Here is a 17,380-nt window from a genome sequence, read left to right as displayed (position 1 = left end):
AACAGCCGCCCGTCCCACTTCGTATCCGCTTCTCCGTCGACGTCCCTGGAGCCCGTCCCAGGCTCCACCTTCCCACCTGAGGCTGCGTGCTGATGCCCACTCAACCAAGCAGCGGTGCCGTCCGTGCCACACGCCGCTCCGGCGTGCCCGCGGCGCGGGCGCCCCAGGGGGCGAAGGCACGATGAGCCTCGGCCAGGACGGACCCCCGACCAGGACCCGGATGCCGGAGGGCCACGGCGGCCACGGAGGCGGTGCCCGCCGCCCCCAGCCCCGGCGCGCCCTGGTCACCGTCGTCAGCATCATCGCCCTCCTCGTCGCGGCTCTGGCCTTCGCCAACCGCGGCTCCCACCCGTCCTCCTCCGGCTCCGCCAACAACGGCACGGCAGCCGGTTCCGGCGCCACCGCCGGCTCCAGCGGCGGTGGCGGGGGCGGTGGCAAGACCGGCACGGACGCCCCGACCGCCCCCTCCGGCCAGAAGCCGGTCACCGGCAAGAGCGGCGGCATCCCCTCCGGCTTCGCCCACAGCGGGGAGGGGGCGCAGTCGGCGGCGGCGAACTACGCCGTCTTCCTCGGAGGCGACGGCATGTACTCCGCCGCCCGCCGCCACGAGATCGTCGACACCGTGTACGCGGCCGACACCGCCGCGAAGGTGCAGAGCGATCTCGACAAGGTTTACTCCGACGCGGCCTTCCTCCAGCGGATAGGGCTCAAGCCCGACGGCACGGCACCGGCCGGGATGACGTTCATCTCCCGGGTCAACCCGGTCGGCGCCAAGGCGGAGAAGATCAGCGGGGACACGGCCACCGTGAGCGTCTGGTTCTCGTCGCTGTTCGGTCTGGCAGGCGAGGGGTCCACCAACCCGGTCGCCGAGAGCTGGTACACGAACACGTTCGAGATGAAGTGGGTCGGCAACGACTGGAAGATCGTCTCCTTCCAGCAGAAGGACGGCCCCACTCCGGTAGGACGTGACCAGGCCGCCTCGTCGGCCCAGGACATGACCAACGCAGTGAACGGGTTCGGAGGCTTCACCTATGCCCGGTAGTCGTCGTGTCCTGACCCTGGCCGCCGTTCTGGGCAGTGTTCAGGTCTCCGCGGTGCTGCTCGCCACGCGCGCGCTGGCCGATCCCTCGCCCAGGGCCACGGCCCCGGGCTCGGGTACGGCGACCAAAGACCCCTGCGCGCTCATCCGCGGCCCGGCCAAGTCGTACTGCGAGAACGGCGCGCCCTCCACCTCCACCAAGGGCGGGACCGATTCCAGCACCACGCTCGACCCGCTCACGTCCCTCGGGCGGGGCTGCGCCGACGCCGCCGCGTGGACGATCGACAAGCTGTCCCAGGCGGTGACGAAGACGACGCAGGTCGACTTCACGAACACCGCGTTTCTGCGGCAGTACGCGGTGGTGTTCGCGGCGTCGACGATTCTGACGCTGGTGCTGTGGCTGCTGGCGGTGGCGAAGCGGGCAGTGCGCGGGGTGCCGTTGACGGAGGCGCTGACGGAGGCCGTCGGGTTTCTGTGGCTGACGGTGCTGGCGTCGGCGTTCACTCCGCTGGTGCTGTACACGGTGGTGACGGCGACGGACGCGGTCACGGAGGTGATCTCGTCGGGGACGTCGTCGAACACGGATGTGTTCTTCGGGTCGTTCTCGGGGGCGCTGACGAAGGGCAAGGACATCGGCGGCGGCCCGATCATGCTGATCGTGGTGTCGATGGTGTCGATCCTGGCCGCCGGTGTGCTCTGGCTCGAACTGGTGATCAGGGCGGCCCTGCTGTACGTGGGGGCGCTGCTGGGCACCGCGGTCTACGCGGGTCTGGTGGACAAGAACATGTGGGGCCACGTGCGCCGCTGGGCCGGGATCATGATCGCGGTGATCCTGGTGAAGCCGGTGATCGTGATCGTGCTGGGTCTGGCCGGGGCGTTGTCGTCGTCCAAGGACGGGCCTGACGCGTTCTCAGCGGTGGTGTCCGGCCTGTCGATCATCCTGCTGGCGATCTTCGCGAGCGCGATGATCTACCGCTTCGTGCCCGGCTTCGGCGACGACGTGGTGAATCTGCGGAACAACCGCAAGGCCAGTGGCCAGAGCCAGGCCGCCGCGGTGATCTCGTCGCCCGCGGCGCTGGTGCGGCAGGGCATCAACACGCACAGCGCGCGCGGCGGCCCGCAGGAGCAGGCGCAGGGCGGCGGCTCGCAGCCGTCGAACCCGGTGGCGGGCGGGGTGGCCGCGCACAGCAGCCGTACCGGCAATCCGGGACCGTCCGGCGGGAGCGGCGGCTCCGGCGGTGGCTCACGTACCGGTGGCAACGGCTTCGGGGGCGGAAACTTCGGCTCGAACTTCGGCAGAGGCTCGGGCTCAGGATCGAACAACGGCAATTCGCAGGGAGGTGATCGCCGGTGACGACCCAGCCCTTCACCCAGCCGCGCCGTACGTATCTGATCGGCAAGGCCCGGCCCAACGCGATCGTGGGCAAGAACCGGGAGACCGGCGAGATCGCGCTAATCGTGGCCGGAGCGGGCCTCGGCATGCTGTGCGGCCTGCTGGTCCCGGTGCTGCTGCTGCGCATCGTCGGCCTGGTCGGCTGGCCGATGCTGGCCCTGGCCGCGGTGTACATGCCGTACCGGCGGCGCACGTTCTACCGCTGGTTCGAGATCAACCGCACCTTCCGCCGTACGCTGCGCGTCTCTCCCACCTACCGGTCGGGGATCGAGGAGGCCGGGATCGGGCTCGACGGGCGCGAGGTCGAGGTCGGGCCGCCGCCGGGGATCGGGCGGATCAGTTGGCTGGCGGCGCCGTTCGGGCCCGACGAGATCGCGGTGCTGCTGCACGTCGACCGGCGTACGGTGACGGCCGCCATCGAGATCGAGGGACCCGGCGTCGGGCTGCGCGACAGCGAGGACCAGGAAGCCCTGGTCGAGCGGTTCGGCACCCTGCTGAAGCATGTGGCCAACGGCGACGGCTTCGTGACCCGGCTTCAGATGCTCGCCCGCACCCTGCCCGCCGACCCTGACGCCCACGCCAAGGACGTCGCCCAGCGCGGCGACCCGGCGGCAGAGAACTGGCTCAAGGACTCCTACGACCAGCTCCAGTCCATGGTGTCGACCTCCTCCGAGCAGCACCGCGCGTATCTGGTGGCGTGCATGCACTTCACGCGCGAATTGGCCGCCGAGGGCAACGCGATGGCACGCGCCACCTCGGGCCGCGGCGTGAAGGTCGACAAGGACGCGGGACTCGCCGCGGTGATGGCCCGTGAGCTCAACGACATCTGCGCCCGTCTCGCCGAGGCCGACATCCGCGTCAGGCAGCCGCTGGGCCAGGCCAGGCTGTCGTCGCTGGTGCACTCGATGTACGACCCGGACCACCCCATCGACCACATCCAGGCGATGACCCGCCGCAACGCCTGGCCGGCCGAGCTGGACGCGACCGAGCCGACGTACTTGCAGGCCAAGACCCGTGAGTCGTCGACCCGCGCACCCTGGAACCACTCCACCGCGTGGGTCAAGGAGTGGCCCATGACGCCGGTCGGGGTGAACTTCCTGGCGCCGCTGCTGGTGCACACCCCCGATGTGATCCGTACGGTCGCGGTCACCATGGACCTCGAACCCACCGATGTGGCCATCGAGCGGATGCTGACCGAGAAGACCAACGACGACGCCGACGCCAGCCGCGCCGCGAAGATGAACCGGGTCGTGGACCCGCGCGACGTCGCCCACCACGGGCGGATCGACCAGCGTGGCGAGGACCTGGCGAGCGGCGCCGCCGGCGTCAACCTCGTCGGCTACATCACGGTGTCCTCGCGCTCCCCGGAAGCGCTGGCGCGCGACAAGCGCACCATTCGCGCTTCCGCCGGTAAGTCGTATTTGAAGCTTGAGTGGTGCGATCGTGAGCACCACCGGGCATTCGTTAATACGTTGCCGTTCGCGACCGGCATCCGCCGCTAGTCCGCCCGTACGAGGAGGCCACCGCCATGCCCATGCTGGACCCTCTTGCGGCGCTCACGGACGCCTTCACGAGCTTCCTGTTCGGCCGGGTCGAGTCGACGCGGCTGCCGGTGCGCACCTCCACCGGCCAGGCCCAGGCGGTGTACCTGCCCACCGCCGCCCCCGGCCTCGGCGACTCCGGCGTCATCATCGGCCGCGAGGTGTACTCGGGCAAGGGCTACATCTACGACCCCTTCCAGCTCTACGGTCAGCAACTGCCCGCCCCGCACTGGCTGGTCCTCGGCGAGTCCGGCAACGGCAAGTCGGCGCTGGAGAAGACCTACGTGCTGCGCCAGCTCCGCTTCCGCGACCGGCAGGTCGTGGTGCTCGACGCGCAGGGCGAGGACGGCGTCGGCGAGTGGAACCTCATCGCGAAGTCGCTGGGATTAACTCCCATCCGGCTGGACCCGATGGCCGCGCTGGACGGCGGCATCAAGCTCAATCCCCTGGACCCGGCGATCACCCTCACCGGTCAGCTCGCGCTGCTCCGGACGATCATCGAGGTCGCGATGGGCCGCGGTCTCGACGAGCGGTCCGGCTTCGCGCTGAAGGTCGCGCACGCCTATGTGATCGAGACGATCACCGACCGGCAGCCGATCCTCACCGACATCGTGGAACGGCTGCGGCACCCGCTGGAGGAGTCGGCGGAGGCCATGAACGTCGACCTGGACGACGTCCGCGCCTGGGGCCTGGACGTGGCCTTGGTGCTCGACCGGCTGGTCGACGGTGACCTGCGGGGCATGTTCGACGGGCCCACGACCGTCGGCATCGACCTGGACGCGCCGCTGATCGTCTTCGACCTCTCCCACATCGACCGCAACTCGATCGCGATGCCGATCCTGATGGCGATCGTCGGTGTGTGGCTGGAGCACACCTGGATCAGGCCCGACCGGAAGAAACGCATCTTCCTCGTCGAGGAGGCCTGGCACATCATCAACTCGCCCTTCGTGGCCCAGCTCTTCCAGCGGCTGCTGAAGTTCGGCCGCCGCCTGGGCCTGTCCTTCGTCGCTGTCGTCCACCACCTCTCGGACGTCGTCGACGGGGCCGCGGCGAAGGAAGCCGCCGCCATCTTGAAGATGGCCTCCACCCGCACCATCTACGCCCAGAAGGCCGACGAGGCGCGCGCCACCGGGCGGGTGCTCGGCCTGCCGCGCTGGGCGGTGGAGATCATCCCGACGCTCACCCCCGGCATCGCCGTCTGGGACGTCAACGGCAATGTGCAGGTCGTCAAGCACCTGATCACCGAGGCGGAACGGCCCCTGGTCTTCACCGACCGCGCGATGACCGAGACCTCCCTGGAGCACGAAGCGGAGGTCGAGGCCGAAGCGGCGTCGGAGGCGGAGGCCGAGGCCCGTGCCGAGGCACACGCCGCCGCCGAGGTGGCGCTGGCCAAGCAGTTGGCCGACGACGCGGTGGCATGAGAGGTGGGGTGACATGGCCGGGAGGAAACGCGAGTCCTCTGGGGGCCTGCCGGACGGCCTGATCGTCGGCGTCCTCGGCTTCCTGCTGGGCGTGACGCTGCTGGTGTGGACGGCCACCGGCATCGCGGGGGTCCTCTCGCACGGCGGCTGGCCCGCCGAGGTGCACTTCACCCGCACCCCCCAGGCCATGCGGCACCTGATCGCGGAACCGCACGACGTCGCCGCGGCCTGGCCCGACTCGCCTCCCGGCCAACTGCCCGGCTCCGGGCTGTTCTGGGGCATCTTCATCAGCCAGTTCATGGTGCTGTTCGTCCTGACCGTCTTCGTGCTGAACGCGGTGGCCCGTACCCGCGCCCGCCTCAGGGCACCCCGCCAGGCCCCGCCCGCCCCGGCCCCTGAGGCGGCGCCCGCGCCGGTGGAGCGCGCCCCGCTGCCCTCGCCGCGCCGCCGCCGCGGCCAGCCGGTCGGGTCCAAGGCCGCGGGCGACGACGGCCTGGACGCCTGGTTCCGCTCCGTGCCGGGCGCGGCGGGCCCGCGCGAGGACGCGCCCACCACGGCCTTCGAGCCGATCCCCGCCACGGCCACCGAAGCGACCGGGCCCACCGCCGCCGGAGCCACCGGCACCATGGCCGCGGCCCCGATCCCGCACCCAGTCGCCGACCCACTGCCCGGCGGTGAAGTCACCCGCACCTATGCCCTGTTCGCCAGCCCGCGCGGCGACAAGTCCAAGCGCATCGTGCAGCCCGCCGTCCTGGCCGCCGCGGGACCCGCCGTGGTCACCACCGCGGACCCGGACACCTATCAGCAGACCGTCGGCAACCGCAGCAAGCTCGGTCCCGTCCACGTCTACGATCCGGCGCACCTCCTCGATGTGCCCGGGCGGCTGCGGTGGGCGCCGCACGGCGGCTGCGAGCGACCGGAGACCGCCGGGATACGCGCGGGCGCACTGCTGGCGCCACTGCGGCCCGCACGCGCCGACGAGGCCATCGTCCACGACACCGCCGTGACACTGCTGCGCTGCTGGCTGCACGCGGCGGCCCTGGACGGCGGGCCATTCCGCCAGGTGCAGCGCTGGGCGGCGAGCGCTTCAGCGGCCGGTGAGGCGGTGCGGATCCTGCGTACCGACACCGAGGCCGCCTCCGGCTGGAGCGGCGAACTGGAGTCGGTGCTGCACGCCCACCCCGAACGCCGGGACGCGGCGCAGGCGTTGATCCGCCAGACCCTCGAACCGCTGAACGCGGTGCACATCCGCGACGCCTGCAATCCACCGCGCTCAGGTGGCCTCGACATGGAGTCATTCGTCGCGGAAAGGGGCACACTTTACGTAGTGGGTGAGCGCATCGAGGATCCGCGGACCCACTTGGGTGCGATGCCCCTGCTCACCGCACTCGTCTCCAGCGTGGTCGAGCACGGCCGGCGCATGGCCGCAACGTCATCCGCCGGTCGGCTCGACCCACCACTGACCTTCGTCCTGGACGACGTCGCCGCGCTGGCCCCGCTCCCGGGCCTGTCGGACCTGCTGAGCACCGGTCACCACTCCGGTCTGCCCACCCTCGCCGTCCTGCGCTCCCCCGAACAGGCGCTCGCGCGCTGGCACGCGCCGCTGTGGCAGCACGCCGACATGCGCCTGGCCCTGGGCGATGAGACGGCCGACACGCTCCCGCCGTCGATCCCGGACGCGGTCCGCATCCGCTGATTCCGCGCGCGGGCGCCCGGCCGCACGCCCGCGCCCACGCGCCCGCCCGCGTGTGCGCACACGCGGGCGAGAACGCACGGGAGAGATGCCCCCCGGCGGGAACGCGGGCGCGGCGCCCGCCCGCCCGGCCGGTTCGCGCCCCTGCTCCCTCTGCTCCCTGTTGAGTTGTCAATGTCCGCTTGTCCCTGATCATCAGTATCCGCTCCACACCGTCCTCGTGGGGCAACTGATTTCCAGCCTGTGGATAACTCATTCGCCGAAAGTCGCCCTGTGGAAAACTCCGCGAGCGAATCCGCCGACCCTGTTACCGTTCGAGAGTCGACCGCGGGACTCCGTCGCGACTTCCGGAACCTGCCTCTGAAGCAATGATTCGCAGCTCGCGCCCTCATTCCCCGGTCGACGCCGAACACCTCGAACACACCAGCACTCGACGCCCCAACACATCTACGCGAGAACAGGAGTCACGTCATGCAGCCAGAAGGACTGATCGCCGCCGAGGACGTCCTCCTGTTCGCCAATGCCGCGACCACATCCACCGCCCAACGCGAATTCCACTCCGACGCCGACACCCAGCACCTCTCGCTCGACTTCCTGCACGCGTACATGCTGGGCAACTACCGCGATCTGTACGCCGCCGCGCTCGCCCTCGACATCAACGACCACAACGCCGCGCTGATCATCCGCCGACTGCTGGAGAGCGCCACCGAAGCGACCCCCGAACAGCGCCGCACCGAAGGCCGGTTGATCGCCCGACGGCTGACCGCACTGCCCCCGCAGCGGGTCTACACCCTCTTCGCCGCGCTGCGCCGGGCCAAGGTCAACAACCGCCGCACCCGCGCGATCATGCGGGACTGGCTGGCCGCCCGCCCCGACCCGGCGTTCGACGCCGTCAAGTACCGGACCGGGGTGAAGACGGCGCTGCGGCACGCCCACCTGCCCGCACGAGAAGCCGAGTTGGGTGACTTCCTGTTCGCCCCGCGCCGCCGCACGCGCTACGGGACGCCGCTGCTGGAGACCTGGCGCCGCGCGCACTACGAGCAGGCGGCGGTCTACGAGCTGCCGTTCACCGTCGCGGAGGGCTTCGCGGCCCGGCACGGCATCGCACGCGCGGCTTTCCTGGAGCGGATCGCGCCCCGGATGACCCGGCTCGAACGGCTCCGTTTCCAGGACTCGGCGCGCCGCCACGGCGCGACCGCCGTCCGGACCGACCTGACGCGGATGCCGCTGACCCGGCTTGCCTCGTACGTCCTCGGGCTGTCCCTGGACGAACGAGCCGGGCGGCGGACGGAGTTGACAGCGGCGCTGCGGGCCGCCGCGCGCCGGGCCGCGCGCGGCGAGCGCGGCTGGGGCCGGGTCGCGGCAGTCCTGGACGACAGCTTCTCCTCCTACGGCTCCGGCCAGAAGCGGCGCCGCCCGCTCGCGGTGGCGCTCGCAGCCCACCACCTGCTGGAGGCACTCGCCGACTCGTACACACCCCTGTGGACATCGGGACGGAGCGATCCGCTGCTGGCGTTCCCGCACGGGGCGACCCCGCTCGGCGAGCGGATTCTGGACGCGCTGGAGACCGGCGCGGACCGGTTGCTGATCATCTCCGACGGCTGGGACAACGCACCGCCGGGGCTGGCCGCCGAGGTGCTGCGCGTATGGCGGACCCGGCTCGACCCGGACGGGCGGGTCACCGTCGTACACCTCAACCCCGTGTACGACGCGGACGACTTCGACGTGCGCCGCCTGGCCCCGACCGTACCCACCGCGGGCATCCGCGACGCCGAGGACCTGCCGTCGCTGGTCGGCCTGGCGCGGTTCGCCAGCGGCAGCACCGGCCTGCCCGAGCTGCGCGCCCACCTGAACAGCCGTATCACCGCGTTCCTGACCGCACCCGAGGAGGCCCGATGACCGCCACCGGCACCCTCCGCCTCGACCTGGCCGGACTCACCACGCGCCCTTCGCAGGTCTGGGGCGGCATCCGCCTCGTCCCGCTGGTCCGCGCCGAACCGCTGCCGGGCCTGCGGCTGCACGCCGAGCTGTACGGGGACGGCATCGGTGTGGTGACGGTCGCGCCGCGCACCACCTACACCTCGTACATCCCGCACGGCTTCGTCGCCGACTGGGGCGCGGACAGCGGTCATGCGGGCGCCGCGGCGGCGTACGGGACACAGTTGCGCGGCGACCGGGGCGCCGAGCCCGTGACCGCGATGCCGCTGCGCATCCACCGCCGGATGGCACGCCGAGAGGCCAAGCACCGACTGCGGTTCCTGCCGCTGCACCTCGCGCTCGACGGTTATCTGGCGCTGCACTTCGGCGGCCCGACCATCGCGTGGGAGGAGTGGTCGCAGCGGGCACTGCGGCAGGGCCTGTCGCCTCGGGTGGAGGAGGCGTACATCGGCGTGACCGTGCGCGGGCTCGGTGACGCGCTGAAGGTGTTCGAGATACACCCGGGCCAGTGCGGGGTGCTGCTCTACGCGGCCGACGCCCTCGCCGCGGCCTTCGTCGTACCGCACCCGGAGGACTACCGGGCGCTGCACGCCACGCTCGTCCAGGATCTGTACGGGGAACTCATCTACCAATACGCCCTGTTGAGCGCGGCCGTGCCGGACTTCGTGCCGAGGATCGACGAGACGCGGGTGCGGACGACGGCGGATCTGCGAGCGGCGGTGGCCGCGGAACAGCGGGCGTGGGCGGAATTCCACGACGGGACGATGGCGGCGGGGCTGCTGAATACCGAGTACGCGACGCGGAAGGTGTACCGGGCGGGCGGGTTCACGCTGTCGCGATTCATACCGGCCTTTCGGCCCCGCGAGGAGAACCACATAGGTGAGGTCATCACCGCGGCGGACGGTCGGCTCGCGTATCTGAAGACCTTTCGTCTGTCCGAGACGCAGATTCGGCGCGGACATCTGTTGGAACGGTTGGCAGCGCACGACTGGCACCTGGGCCGGACGGCGGAGGAATTCGGGCTGGACGAGAGGGAATTCGCTTCGCGCCTGCGGGCGGCGGGATTCGGTTCACTGCTCCGCCAGGGATGAGGACGCCTCCGCGGAGGGCCGCACCCGAGAAGAACTCGGGGACCGCCGACCGCGGGAGCGAACGCGAAGGACCGCGCTCCTAAAGCGCTGACTCCTCCGCCGTGAGCCGTCGCACGGACTCCCGCAGGACGATGTGCGTGCCCAGGAGATGGCGGGTCTGGGCGGTGCCGCGGGCGGAGCCGGGGAGGCCGGCGTCCTCTTCGGCGAGGGCCAGGCGGACGGCGGCGCGGCCGAGCTCGTAGGAAGGAATGTTGACGGTGGTCAGGGGAGGGTTGAGGTCTTGGGAAACATCGTCGTTGTTGTAGCCGACCACCGAGATGTCCTCGGGGGTGCGGAGCCCGCGCTCGCGCATGGCGGCCATCGCGCCCGCGGCGACCAGGTCGTCACCGGCGAAGACCGCGGTGAAGTCGGGGTTGCCGTCGCACCGCACGAGCAGGTCCCGCATGGAGTTGTAGCCATTGGTGCGACCGAGGCCGATACCCGCGATCCGCTGGTGCTCCGGCCCGAGCCCGTGGTCGGCCAGCGCACGCTGGTAACCGCGCACGCGCGGCTCGGCCGTGCTGTGCCCCGGCATCGTGCCCAGGTAGAGGATCCGCCGGTGCCCGGCGGACAGCAGGTGGCTGACGGCGGCGTACGCACCGGCCTCGTTGTCGTACTCCACCGCGATGACCGGGGTGTCGGGGCTCGGCGCGGGGCGCCCGCACAGCACGAGCCGGGAGCCCGCGGCGGCGAGCCCGTGCGCGTACTCGGTCAGCCGCACGCGGTACGCCTCGTCCTCGACCGCGCCGCCGACCAGGATCACGATCTCGGCGCGTTGCTCACGCATCATCTGCACCAGCGCCAGCTCGCGCGCCTCGTCACCGCCGTGGCTGCACACCATGCACAGCCGGCCGCGCGCGGCGGCCTCCTGCTCGACGCCCTGGGCGACGGCGGCGAAGAAGTAGCTGTCGACCGACATCATGATCACCGCGACCGTCTTGGGCCCCGTCCCGGCCAGCGCCCGCGCCCGGCCGTCGATCACGTAGTCGAGGTCCTTGACCGCCCGCAGCACCTTGGCTCGCGCGGCGGCCGACGTCGGGTAGTTCCCGGCCAGCGCCCGCGAGACGGTGGCGACCGAGACACCCGCCCGGACGGCGACATCGCGGATGGTGACACGCCGGCTCCCGCCGCCCGCACCCGCCGCGGTCCCCGCACCCATGGGGCTTCCCGCGCCCGGCCCGTTACCCGGCCCCGGCTCTGGTGCAGTCTCCGCCATCCCCGCCATCCGATTCCTCAGCGGCCCGCGGCTCCGGATCCGCGACGGCCAACACGCGACGCAAGGACCGACCCACGGCCCGGCGCCAGGCTCAGCGCAGGGCCGGGTCCCACGCCCGACGCTTCGTTCAACACATCGTTCGACGCGGCGCCCGGCGCCCCCCGCGCTGCCGCCCAGCGTAGTAGTGCGGGGCCGGGCGGCAGGCACAGGGCGTCAGTGGTTGGCCGCGTAATCCGCCGCGTACTCGTCGGCGATCTTGTTCAGGCCGTCGCCGCGCATCTTCTTCACCGCCTCGTCCCACGCGCTCAGCGGCTTGCGCCCGGCCACGATCGCGCCGATCGTGTCGAGCCGGTACTGTCCGATGGTGGCTCCCGACCGGGTGAAAGTCTCCGACTGGAGGCCGAACCGCGGATTGCGTACGAGCATCGGCGCGATCTTCACCTGCCAGGCGTGGCTGCGCTTGACGTCGTCCGGCCGCCCCGGCAGGTAGAGCACCTGCGGCGCGTCGGACAGGTACTTGATCGGAAGATTGACGGTGCTCTCCACCAGACCGAGGTCCGTCGGTATCGGCGAGCCCTCCGCGTCACGCGTGAAGTGCGTGCCCTCGATGCCGAAGTGCGTCAGCTCGTACTCCTTGGTGCCGAACGGCGCCGCCAAGTAGTCGAGCACCCGCAGGATCAGCTTGATCCGCTCGGGCGCGGCCTTCTTCAGCACCGTGTAGCCGAAGATCCCACGCGCCCGCTCCATGCCGGGCTTGCCACCGCCCGACGGCGTGTACGGCACCGCGCCGTCCAGGACGAAGGCGTCCTTGATGCTCGGGATGCTCGTGGTCAGCGCCCCGAAGCCGTCACCCATCGACGCGACCGTGCCGTTGTAGAAGAGCGTCTTGCAGTCGACGGTGGAGGTGCTGAGCGCGTTCGGCAGGTACGTCCCCGCCTGCCGCAGCTTCAGCATGAACTCCAGGCCCGCCTTGTACTCGTCCGTGCCGTACGCGTCGACGAAGTGCCCGCCGTCGAGCTTCCACTCCTGCGGCGCGCCGAACGCCATCGTGTGCACCGCGAAGCCGAAGCCGGTCTGCTGCGCCGCGCCCAGCGCGTACTTCTTGCCGTGCGTCGCCTCCTTGGCGACGGCCATGAAGTCGTCCGACGTCCAGCCGTCCTTCATGCCGGCCGCGCTGAAGATGTCGTTGTTGATCCACAGCGTGGTGCCGGGCGCGGACCGCTGCACCGGAATGCCGAGGATCCGCCCGCTGATCCGGCCCATGTCCTCCCACGCGTAGGTGGGGATGTTCGCCAGATTCGGGTAGTCCTTGACCGCGTCGCCCGCCAGGTACTCGCTCAGGTCCGCGCACTTGGCCTGCACGAATTGCGCCTCGCGGGGCAGTACGTGACCACCGCCGAGGTTGATGACGTCCGGCAGGTCGTTGCCCGCCATCAAGGTGGCCATCTTGTTGTCGTAGTCGGAGTCCGGCACGACCGTGAACTCGATGTTCACCCCCAGCGCCTTGTTGACCGCCGCCCAGAACTTGTTCTCCGACGCGGGCTTCGGCGGCGTCCCGTACGAGATCGTCATCACCTTGATCGTCTCGCCGTTGCCCGGCTTGTCGGCGACCGCGCTGACCAGGTTCTTGGGATACGTCAGATAACCCGGCTGCACCCCGTCCGCCGTCCCCGGCAGATCGGGCGCGGGCCCGCTGACCGGCTTGTACGTCGGCCAGGGTGCGAGCTTCTTGCCCGCGTTGCTCACATCGTGGCCGCCGGACGAGGAGGACGAGCAGGCGGCGAGAACGGATGGGGCGGCCAGAGCGGCGCCACTTGCGGCGATCGAGCGCAGCAGCGTACGCCGCGAGAACGACGAGGTGCTCACGGTCAGTCCTTTCAGGGGTACGGGTGCGATGCGGGTGCGGTGATACGGGTACGGCGGCACGGTCTGCGGCCACGCGGCCGCTCGGCCCGCGTACGGCTCAGCTCTTGATGGCGCCGGTCAGCACGCCCTTGGTGAAGTACTTCTGGAGGAAGGGGTAGACGACGAGGATCGGCACGGTCGCCACCACCAGCACCGCCATCTGGATCGTCTGGGGCGACGAGACCATCCCCGCCTCGCTGGCCCCGGAGTCCGCGAGCTGCGCGCCCCCGATGACATACGTGCGCAGCACCTGTTGGAGCGGCCAGTGGTCGGAGTTGAGGTAGATCGACGCGTAGAACCAGGCGTTCCAGTACGAGACCGCGTAGAAGAGCCCGACGACCGCGAGGGCCGCCTTGGACAGCGGGAGGACGATCCTGCGCAGGATCAGCCACTCGCCCGCGCCGTCCAGCCGGGCCGCCTCGTACAGCTCCTCGGGGATCGACTGGAAGAAGCCGCGCAGTACGACGAGGTTGAACACATTGATCAGGACGGGTGCGATCAACGACTCGTAGCTGTCGAGCATGTTCAGGCCCTTGACCAGCAGGAAGCCGGGGATCATGCCGGGCGGGAAGAGGAAGGTGAACAGGATCAGCAGCAGGATCGGCTTGCCGCCGAAGACCTGCGGACGGCTGAGCGCGTACGCCAGACCGATCGTGCAGGCGAGGCTGAGGGCCGTGCCGATGATCGTCACACCGGCGCTCACCCACAGCGCGTGGGTGACGATGCTGCCGTCGAAGATCTCCCGGTAGGCGCGCAGGGTGGGGTGTTCCGGCCACAGCACCCAGCCGCCGTTGGCGACCACGTCCTTGTTGGACGCGAAGCTGGTCGACACGATGATCAGGAACGGGACGGTGACCAGCAGGACGACGGCGACCAGGGCCACCGCCTTGGCCGCCTGGGTGACGGGCTTCGGCTTCTCCATCCACGAAGGACGGACGGGACGGACCGGGCGACTCGAACGACGCGGGCGGACCGAACGGAACGGGCCGGTACGAGGCGTGCGACCGGCGGACTGAACGGCGCTCATCGGTAGACCCCCTGCTCGCCCAGCCGGTGCGCGACCTTGTTGGCGGTGAAGACGAGTACGGCGCCCACGACGCCCTTGAAGAGACCGGCCGCGGCGGCATAGCCGAAGTCGCCGCCGATGATGCCCTTGTAGTAGACGAAGGTGTCGATGATCTCGGCCGCCTCAGGCCCGACCGCGGGCCGTTGGAGCAGCATCTGCTCGAAGCCGACCGACAGGATGTCGCCGAGCCTCATGATCAGCAGAAGAACGATGATCGGCCGCAGCGACGGCAGGGTGACGTGCCAGAACCGCCGCCACGGACCCGCGCCGTCGATCGCCGCGGCCTCGTACTGCTGCTCGTCGACCTGCGACAGCGCGGCGAGGAAGATGATCGTGCCCCAGCCGCAGTCCTTCCAGATCACCTGGGCCACGACCAGCGGCTTGAACGCGTCGGGGTTGCCGATGATGTTCACGGTGTGCAGGTGGGCGTCGCCGAGCACGCTGTTGAGCAGCCCGGTCTCGCCGAGCACCTGCTGGAAGAGGGCCACCACGATGACCCACGACAGGAAGTGCGGCAGATACGCCACGCTCTGCACGAACCGCCGCACGCTGTCGCGGGTCAGGCTGTGCAGCAGCATCGCCAGCGCGATCGGCACGGGGAAGAAGAAGACGAGCTGGAGCAGCGCTATCCACAGGGTGTTGACGACCGCGGCCCAGAAGTCCGGGTCGCCGAACATCCGCTGGAAGTTCGCGAAGCCCACCCACTGGCTGGCCCAGAGCCCGTCGAAGGGCACGTAGTCCTTGAACGCGATGACGTTCCCGACCATCGCGCCGTAGTGGAAAAGCAGGAAGTACGCCACGCCGGGCGCCATCAGCAGGACGAGGGCGGCATCCCGGCGCAGCCGCTTGCGGCGCGAGCCGGGCTCGGGCTTCACACGGTTCGCCCCGCCCCTACGGGCCAGGCGTTTCGCGCGTCTCACGCGTCGTTCGGACGCGCCCCCCGCATCGGCGCGGCTGGTGGCGTCCTGTTCGGCAATCGCCATCGCGTCCTCCTCGACGCTTAAGGTGGGACGGAACCTAAACCGGTTACTACGACAGGTCAACCCCTCCTGCAGCCCAAGACGTTGACCTCTGATGGCGTCGGCCCTAATCTCATAGCCAGAGAAAGAAACCGATTACACCGTGGTGCGCGGACAGCGGCCCGCACGCACGGCGCCGCACACGCACGACGACGAACATGAACACGAGCAGGACCACGAACACGAGCACGTCACCGTGCACAGACCCACGCAGACCTGCGGACACGTGAGGGGTAGACATGGCGGAGCGTCCGAATCTGGTGCTGGCGATGCGTCCGGACATCCTCGACCTGGTACTTCCGGCCCCCCTGCGCACCCGGCTCGACGCCCTCGCGGCCGTCCACCCCGCCCTCGTCACCGACACCACGACGCCCGCCGCGCGGGCGGCGCTCGCCGACGCCGACGTGCTGCTCACCGGCTGGGGCGCGCCCGCCGTCGACTCCGCCGTCCTGGCCCTCGCACCCCGGCTCGGCGCCGTCATCCACGCCGCCGGCACCGTCAAAGGCCATGTCGGGCCCGAGGTCTGGCAGCGCGGCATCGCCGTCTCGTCGGCGGCCGACGCCAACGCCGGTCCCGTCGTGGACTTCACCATGGCCACGGTCGTCCTCGCCGCCCGCCGCGCGCTCGGCACCGCCGCCGAGTACACCGACGGCCAACTCCTCGGCTACCGCGACCGGCGCGGCGCGGACGGCGCCGTCGTCGGCGTCATCGGCGCCTCCCGCATCGGCCGCGGCGTGATCGCCCGGCTCCTCGCCGCCCCCTCCGACTTCCGCGTCCTGCTCGCCGACCCGTACGTCTCCGCCGCCCAGGCCACCACTCTCGGCGCGGAACTCGTGGACCTCGACGAGCTGTGCGCGACCTCCGACATCGTGACCGTGCACGCACCCGATTTGCCCGAGACCCACCACCTGCTCGACGCCCGCCGCCTGGCCCTGATGCGCGACGGCGTCTCCGTCATCAACACCGCGCGCGGCCGGCTGGTCGACACCGCGGCCCTCACCCGCGAATGCGCCGCGGGCCGCCTCGACGCCTACCTCGACGTCACCGACCCCGAACCACTCCCCCGCGGCCACCGGCTGCACAGCCTCCGCAACGTCCTGCTCACCCCGCACATCGCGGGCTGCCAGGGCACGGAGGTCCAACGGCTCGGTGCCTACGCCGTCGATGAGGTCGAGCGCTGGACACGCGGCGAGGCCCTCCTGGGAGCCGTGCTGGCGGACGACTTGGCGCGCATCGCGTAAGGCGGCGTGAAGCGCGTACGGCGGCGTGCAGCGGTACGGCGGTACGGCGGTACGGTGCCGGATTCGTCGTCGTCCGGCGGCGCGGCCTAGCGGTCCCTGAAGAGCACCATCTCGTACTCCGTCTCGGACGGGTTCAGCGGATATTTCATCGTCTCGCCGGTGCGGATGAAGCCGAAGCGCTGGTAGAAGGACTCGGCACGGCCGTTGTCCTGGTGGACCCACAGGTACACGCGGTCGGTACGGTCCCAGGCCCAGGCGATGGCGGCGGCGAACAGGCGCTCGGCCAGACCGGTTCCGCGGGTCTCGGGGATCAGATAGACGGCGTTGACGGAGAAGTAGTCGGGGCGCTCCACGACGACGGTGAGCATGCCGACCCAGGCACCGCCCTGGTGTCCGTCGGTCTCGTCGGGTTTGCGGACCGCGTCACGGTCGATGGCGACGAACTGCTGGGATCCGGCACCGGACGCCCGTCGCTGCCAGACCGTGTCGCTCAGCGCGGCCTCCTCCTCGAAGGTCCGCGCGAAAGCCATGCTGCTGACCGGGTCCTGAAGCGCTGCCAACCGCAGTGCCCGGATCCGCTGCCACTCCGCCGGTGCCACCGGCCGTATCTCGTACCGCATCACCCGACGGTACAACGCAAAAAAGCTCGGGTCCTCCGAATTAAATTCGGAGGACCCGAGCTGAAAGATTGTTCGGCGGTGTCCTACTCTCCCACAGGGTCCCCCCTGCAGTACCATCGGCGCTGAAAGGCTTAGCTTCCGGGTTCGGAATGTAACCG

At 70.6% G+C, this 17,380-nt stretch carries 13 protein-coding genes and 1 rRNA gene; 8 read left to right on the top strand and 6 right to left on the bottom strand.

The features are described from left to right. Window positions 1–181 precede the first annotated feature (181 nt). From ACFY9V_RS32350 to ACFY9V_RS32320, 7 genes are all read left to right on the top strand, one after another. Window positions 182–1,042, top strand: a complete 861-nt coding sequence (locus tag ACFY9V_RS32350; protein ID WP_391164019.1) for a hypothetical protein — start codon at window positions 182–184, stop codon at window positions 1,040–1,042. Beyond that, window positions 1,032–2,393 (top strand): hypothetical protein, encoded by a 1,362-nt coding sequence (locus ACFY9V_RS32345; protein ID WP_391164017.1) that lies wholly within the window; start codon window positions 1,032–1,034, stop codon window positions 2,391–2,393. Before ACFY9V_RS32350 ends, ACFY9V_RS32345 begins: the two co-directional genes overlap by 11 nt. Beyond that, a complete protein-coding gene (locus tag ACFY9V_RS32340; RefSeq protein WP_188285554.1) occupies window positions 2,390–3,934 on the top strand; it encodes an SCO6880 family protein in 1,545 nt (514 codons plus the stop codon). Before ACFY9V_RS32345 ends, ACFY9V_RS32340 begins: the two co-directional genes overlap by 4 nt. A gap of 32 nt (window positions 3,935–3,966) precedes the next feature. Next, a complete protein-coding gene (locus ACFY9V_RS32335; protein WP_188285564.1) occupies window positions 3,967–5,394 on the top strand; it encodes an ATP-binding protein in 1,428 nt (475 codons plus the stop codon). A gap of 13 nt (window positions 5,395–5,407) precedes the next feature. Further along, window positions 5,408–7,090, top strand: coding sequence for a type VI secretion protein (locus ACFY9V_RS32330; protein ID WP_391164015.1), 1,683 nt, complete (start codon window positions 5,408–5,410; stop codon window positions 7,088–7,090). Window positions 7,091–7,558: 468 nt separating this feature from the next. Beyond that, complete coding sequence (locus ACFY9V_RS32325) at window positions 7,559–8,986, top strand: hypothetical protein (RefSeq protein WP_391164014.1); 1,428 nt, start codon at window positions 7,559–7,561, stop codon at window positions 8,984–8,986. Then, window positions 8,983–10,116, top strand: a complete 1,134-nt coding sequence (locus ACFY9V_RS32320) for a hypothetical protein (protein ID WP_391164013.1) — start codon at window positions 8,983–8,985, stop codon at window positions 10,114–10,116. Before ACFY9V_RS32325 ends, ACFY9V_RS32320 begins: the two co-directional genes overlap by 4 nt. A 79-nt stretch (window positions 10,117–10,195) precedes the next feature. Here the strand turns inward: ACFY9V_RS32320 and ACFY9V_RS32315 are convergent, their stop codons facing one another. The 4 genes from ACFY9V_RS32315 to ACFY9V_RS32300 all read right to left on the bottom strand — a co-directional run bounded on the left by ACFY9V_RS32315 (window position 10,196) and on the right by ACFY9V_RS32300 (window position 15,154). Further along, the gene (locus ACFY9V_RS32315) at window positions 10,196–11,314 is read right to left on the bottom strand and encodes a substrate-binding domain-containing protein (RefSeq protein ID WP_391164012.1); all 1,119 of its coding nucleotides are present in this window, start codon (window positions 11,312–11,314) and stop codon (window positions 10,196–10,198) included. Window positions 11,315–11,584: 270 nt separating this feature from the next. Next, window positions 11,585–13,237, bottom strand: coding sequence for an extracellular solute-binding protein (locus ACFY9V_RS32310; RefSeq protein WP_355341804.1), 1,653 nt, complete (start codon window positions 13,235–13,237; stop codon window positions 11,585–11,587). 97 nt (window positions 13,238–13,334) lie between these two features. After that, the gene (locus ACFY9V_RS32305; protein ID WP_188285559.1) at window positions 13,335–14,198 is read right to left on the bottom strand and encodes a carbohydrate ABC transporter permease; all 864 of its coding nucleotides are present in this window, start codon (window positions 14,196–14,198) and stop codon (window positions 13,335–13,337) included. A 101-nt stretch (window positions 14,199–14,299) separates the two neighbouring features. After that, a complete protein-coding gene (locus ACFY9V_RS32300; RefSeq protein ID WP_188285565.1) occupies window positions 14,300–15,154 on the bottom strand; it encodes a sugar ABC transporter permease in 855 nt (284 codons plus the stop codon). Between the two features lie 446 nt (window positions 15,155–15,600). Between ACFY9V_RS32300 and ACFY9V_RS32295 the strand changes: the two genes are divergently transcribed. Beyond that, window positions 15,601–16,602 (top strand): NAD(P)-dependent oxidoreductase, encoded by a 1,002-nt coding sequence (locus tag ACFY9V_RS32295; protein ID WP_391164010.1) that lies wholly within the window; start codon window positions 15,601–15,603, stop codon window positions 16,600–16,602. 86 nt (window positions 16,603–16,688) lie between these two features. Here the strand turns inward: ACFY9V_RS32295 and ACFY9V_RS32290 are convergent, their stop codons facing one another. Together ACFY9V_RS32290 and rrf are read right to left on the bottom strand one after the other, a co-directional pair. Continuing rightward, window positions 16,689–17,222 carry a GNAT family N-acetyltransferase gene (locus tag ACFY9V_RS32290; protein WP_391164008.1) on the bottom strand — a complete coding sequence of 178 codons (534 nt, stop codon included), beginning with the start codon at window positions 17,220–17,222 and terminating at the stop codon, window positions 16,689–16,691. 70 nt (window positions 17,223–17,292) lie between these two features. After that, window positions 17,293–17,380, bottom strand: a 5S ribosomal RNA gene (gene rrf / locus ACFY9V_RS32285); the annotation flags it as partial.

The sequence above is a fragment of the Streptomyces sp. NPDC008317 genome, from assembly GCF_042955955.1.
In the GTDB taxonomy this organism is placed as follows: Bacteria; Actinomycetota; Actinomycetes; order Streptomycetales; family Streptomycetaceae; genus Actinacidiphila.
The sequence above is the reverse complement of the archived record's forward strand: the minus strand, read 5'-3'. Positions and strand labels throughout refer to the sequence as shown.

Bases quoted from the DNA above. Each gene is read 5' to 3' on its own strand.
- ACFY9V_RS32350 (WP_391164019.1), top strand. From the start codon at position 182: ATGAGCCTCGGCCAGGACGGACCCCCGACCAGGACCCGGATGCCGGAG.
- ACFY9V_RS32345 (WP_391164017.1), top strand. From the start codon at position 1,032: ATGCCCGGTAGTCGTCGTGTCCTGACCCTGGCCGCCGTTCTGGGCAGT.
- ACFY9V_RS32335 (WP_188285564.1), top strand. From the start codon at position 3,967: ATGCTGGACCCTCTTGCGGCGCTCACGGACGCCTTCACGAGCTTCCTG.
- ACFY9V_RS32330 (WP_391164015.1), top strand. From the start codon at position 5,408: ATGGCCGGGAGGAAACGCGAGTCCTCTGGGGGCCTGCCGGACGGCCTG.
- ACFY9V_RS32325 (WP_391164014.1), top strand. From the start codon at position 7,559: ATGCAGCCAGAAGGACTGATCGCCGCCGAGGACGTCCTCCTGTTCGCC.
- ACFY9V_RS32320 (WP_391164013.1), top strand. From the start codon at position 8,983: ATGACCGCCACCGGCACCCTCCGCCTCGACCTGGCCGGACTCACCACG.
- ACFY9V_RS32315 (WP_391164012.1), bottom strand. From the start codon at position 11,314: ATGGGTGCGGGGACCGCGGCGGGTGCGGGCGGCGGGAGCCGGCGTGTC.
- ACFY9V_RS32305 (WP_188285559.1), bottom strand. From the start codon at position 14,198: ATGGAGAAGCCGAAGCCCGTCACCCAGGCGGCCAAGGCGGTGGCCCTG.
- ACFY9V_RS32300 (WP_188285565.1), bottom strand. From the start codon at position 15,154: ATGGCGCCCGGCGTGGCGTACTTCCTGCTTTTCCACTACGGCGCGATG.
- ACFY9V_RS32295 (WP_391164010.1), top strand. From the start codon at position 15,601: ATGGCGGAGCGTCCGAATCTGGTGCTGGCGATGCGTCCGGACATCCTC.
- ACFY9V_RS32290 (WP_391164008.1), bottom strand. From the start codon at position 17,222: ATGCGGTACGAGATACGGCCGGTGGCACCGGCGGAGTGGCAGCGGATC.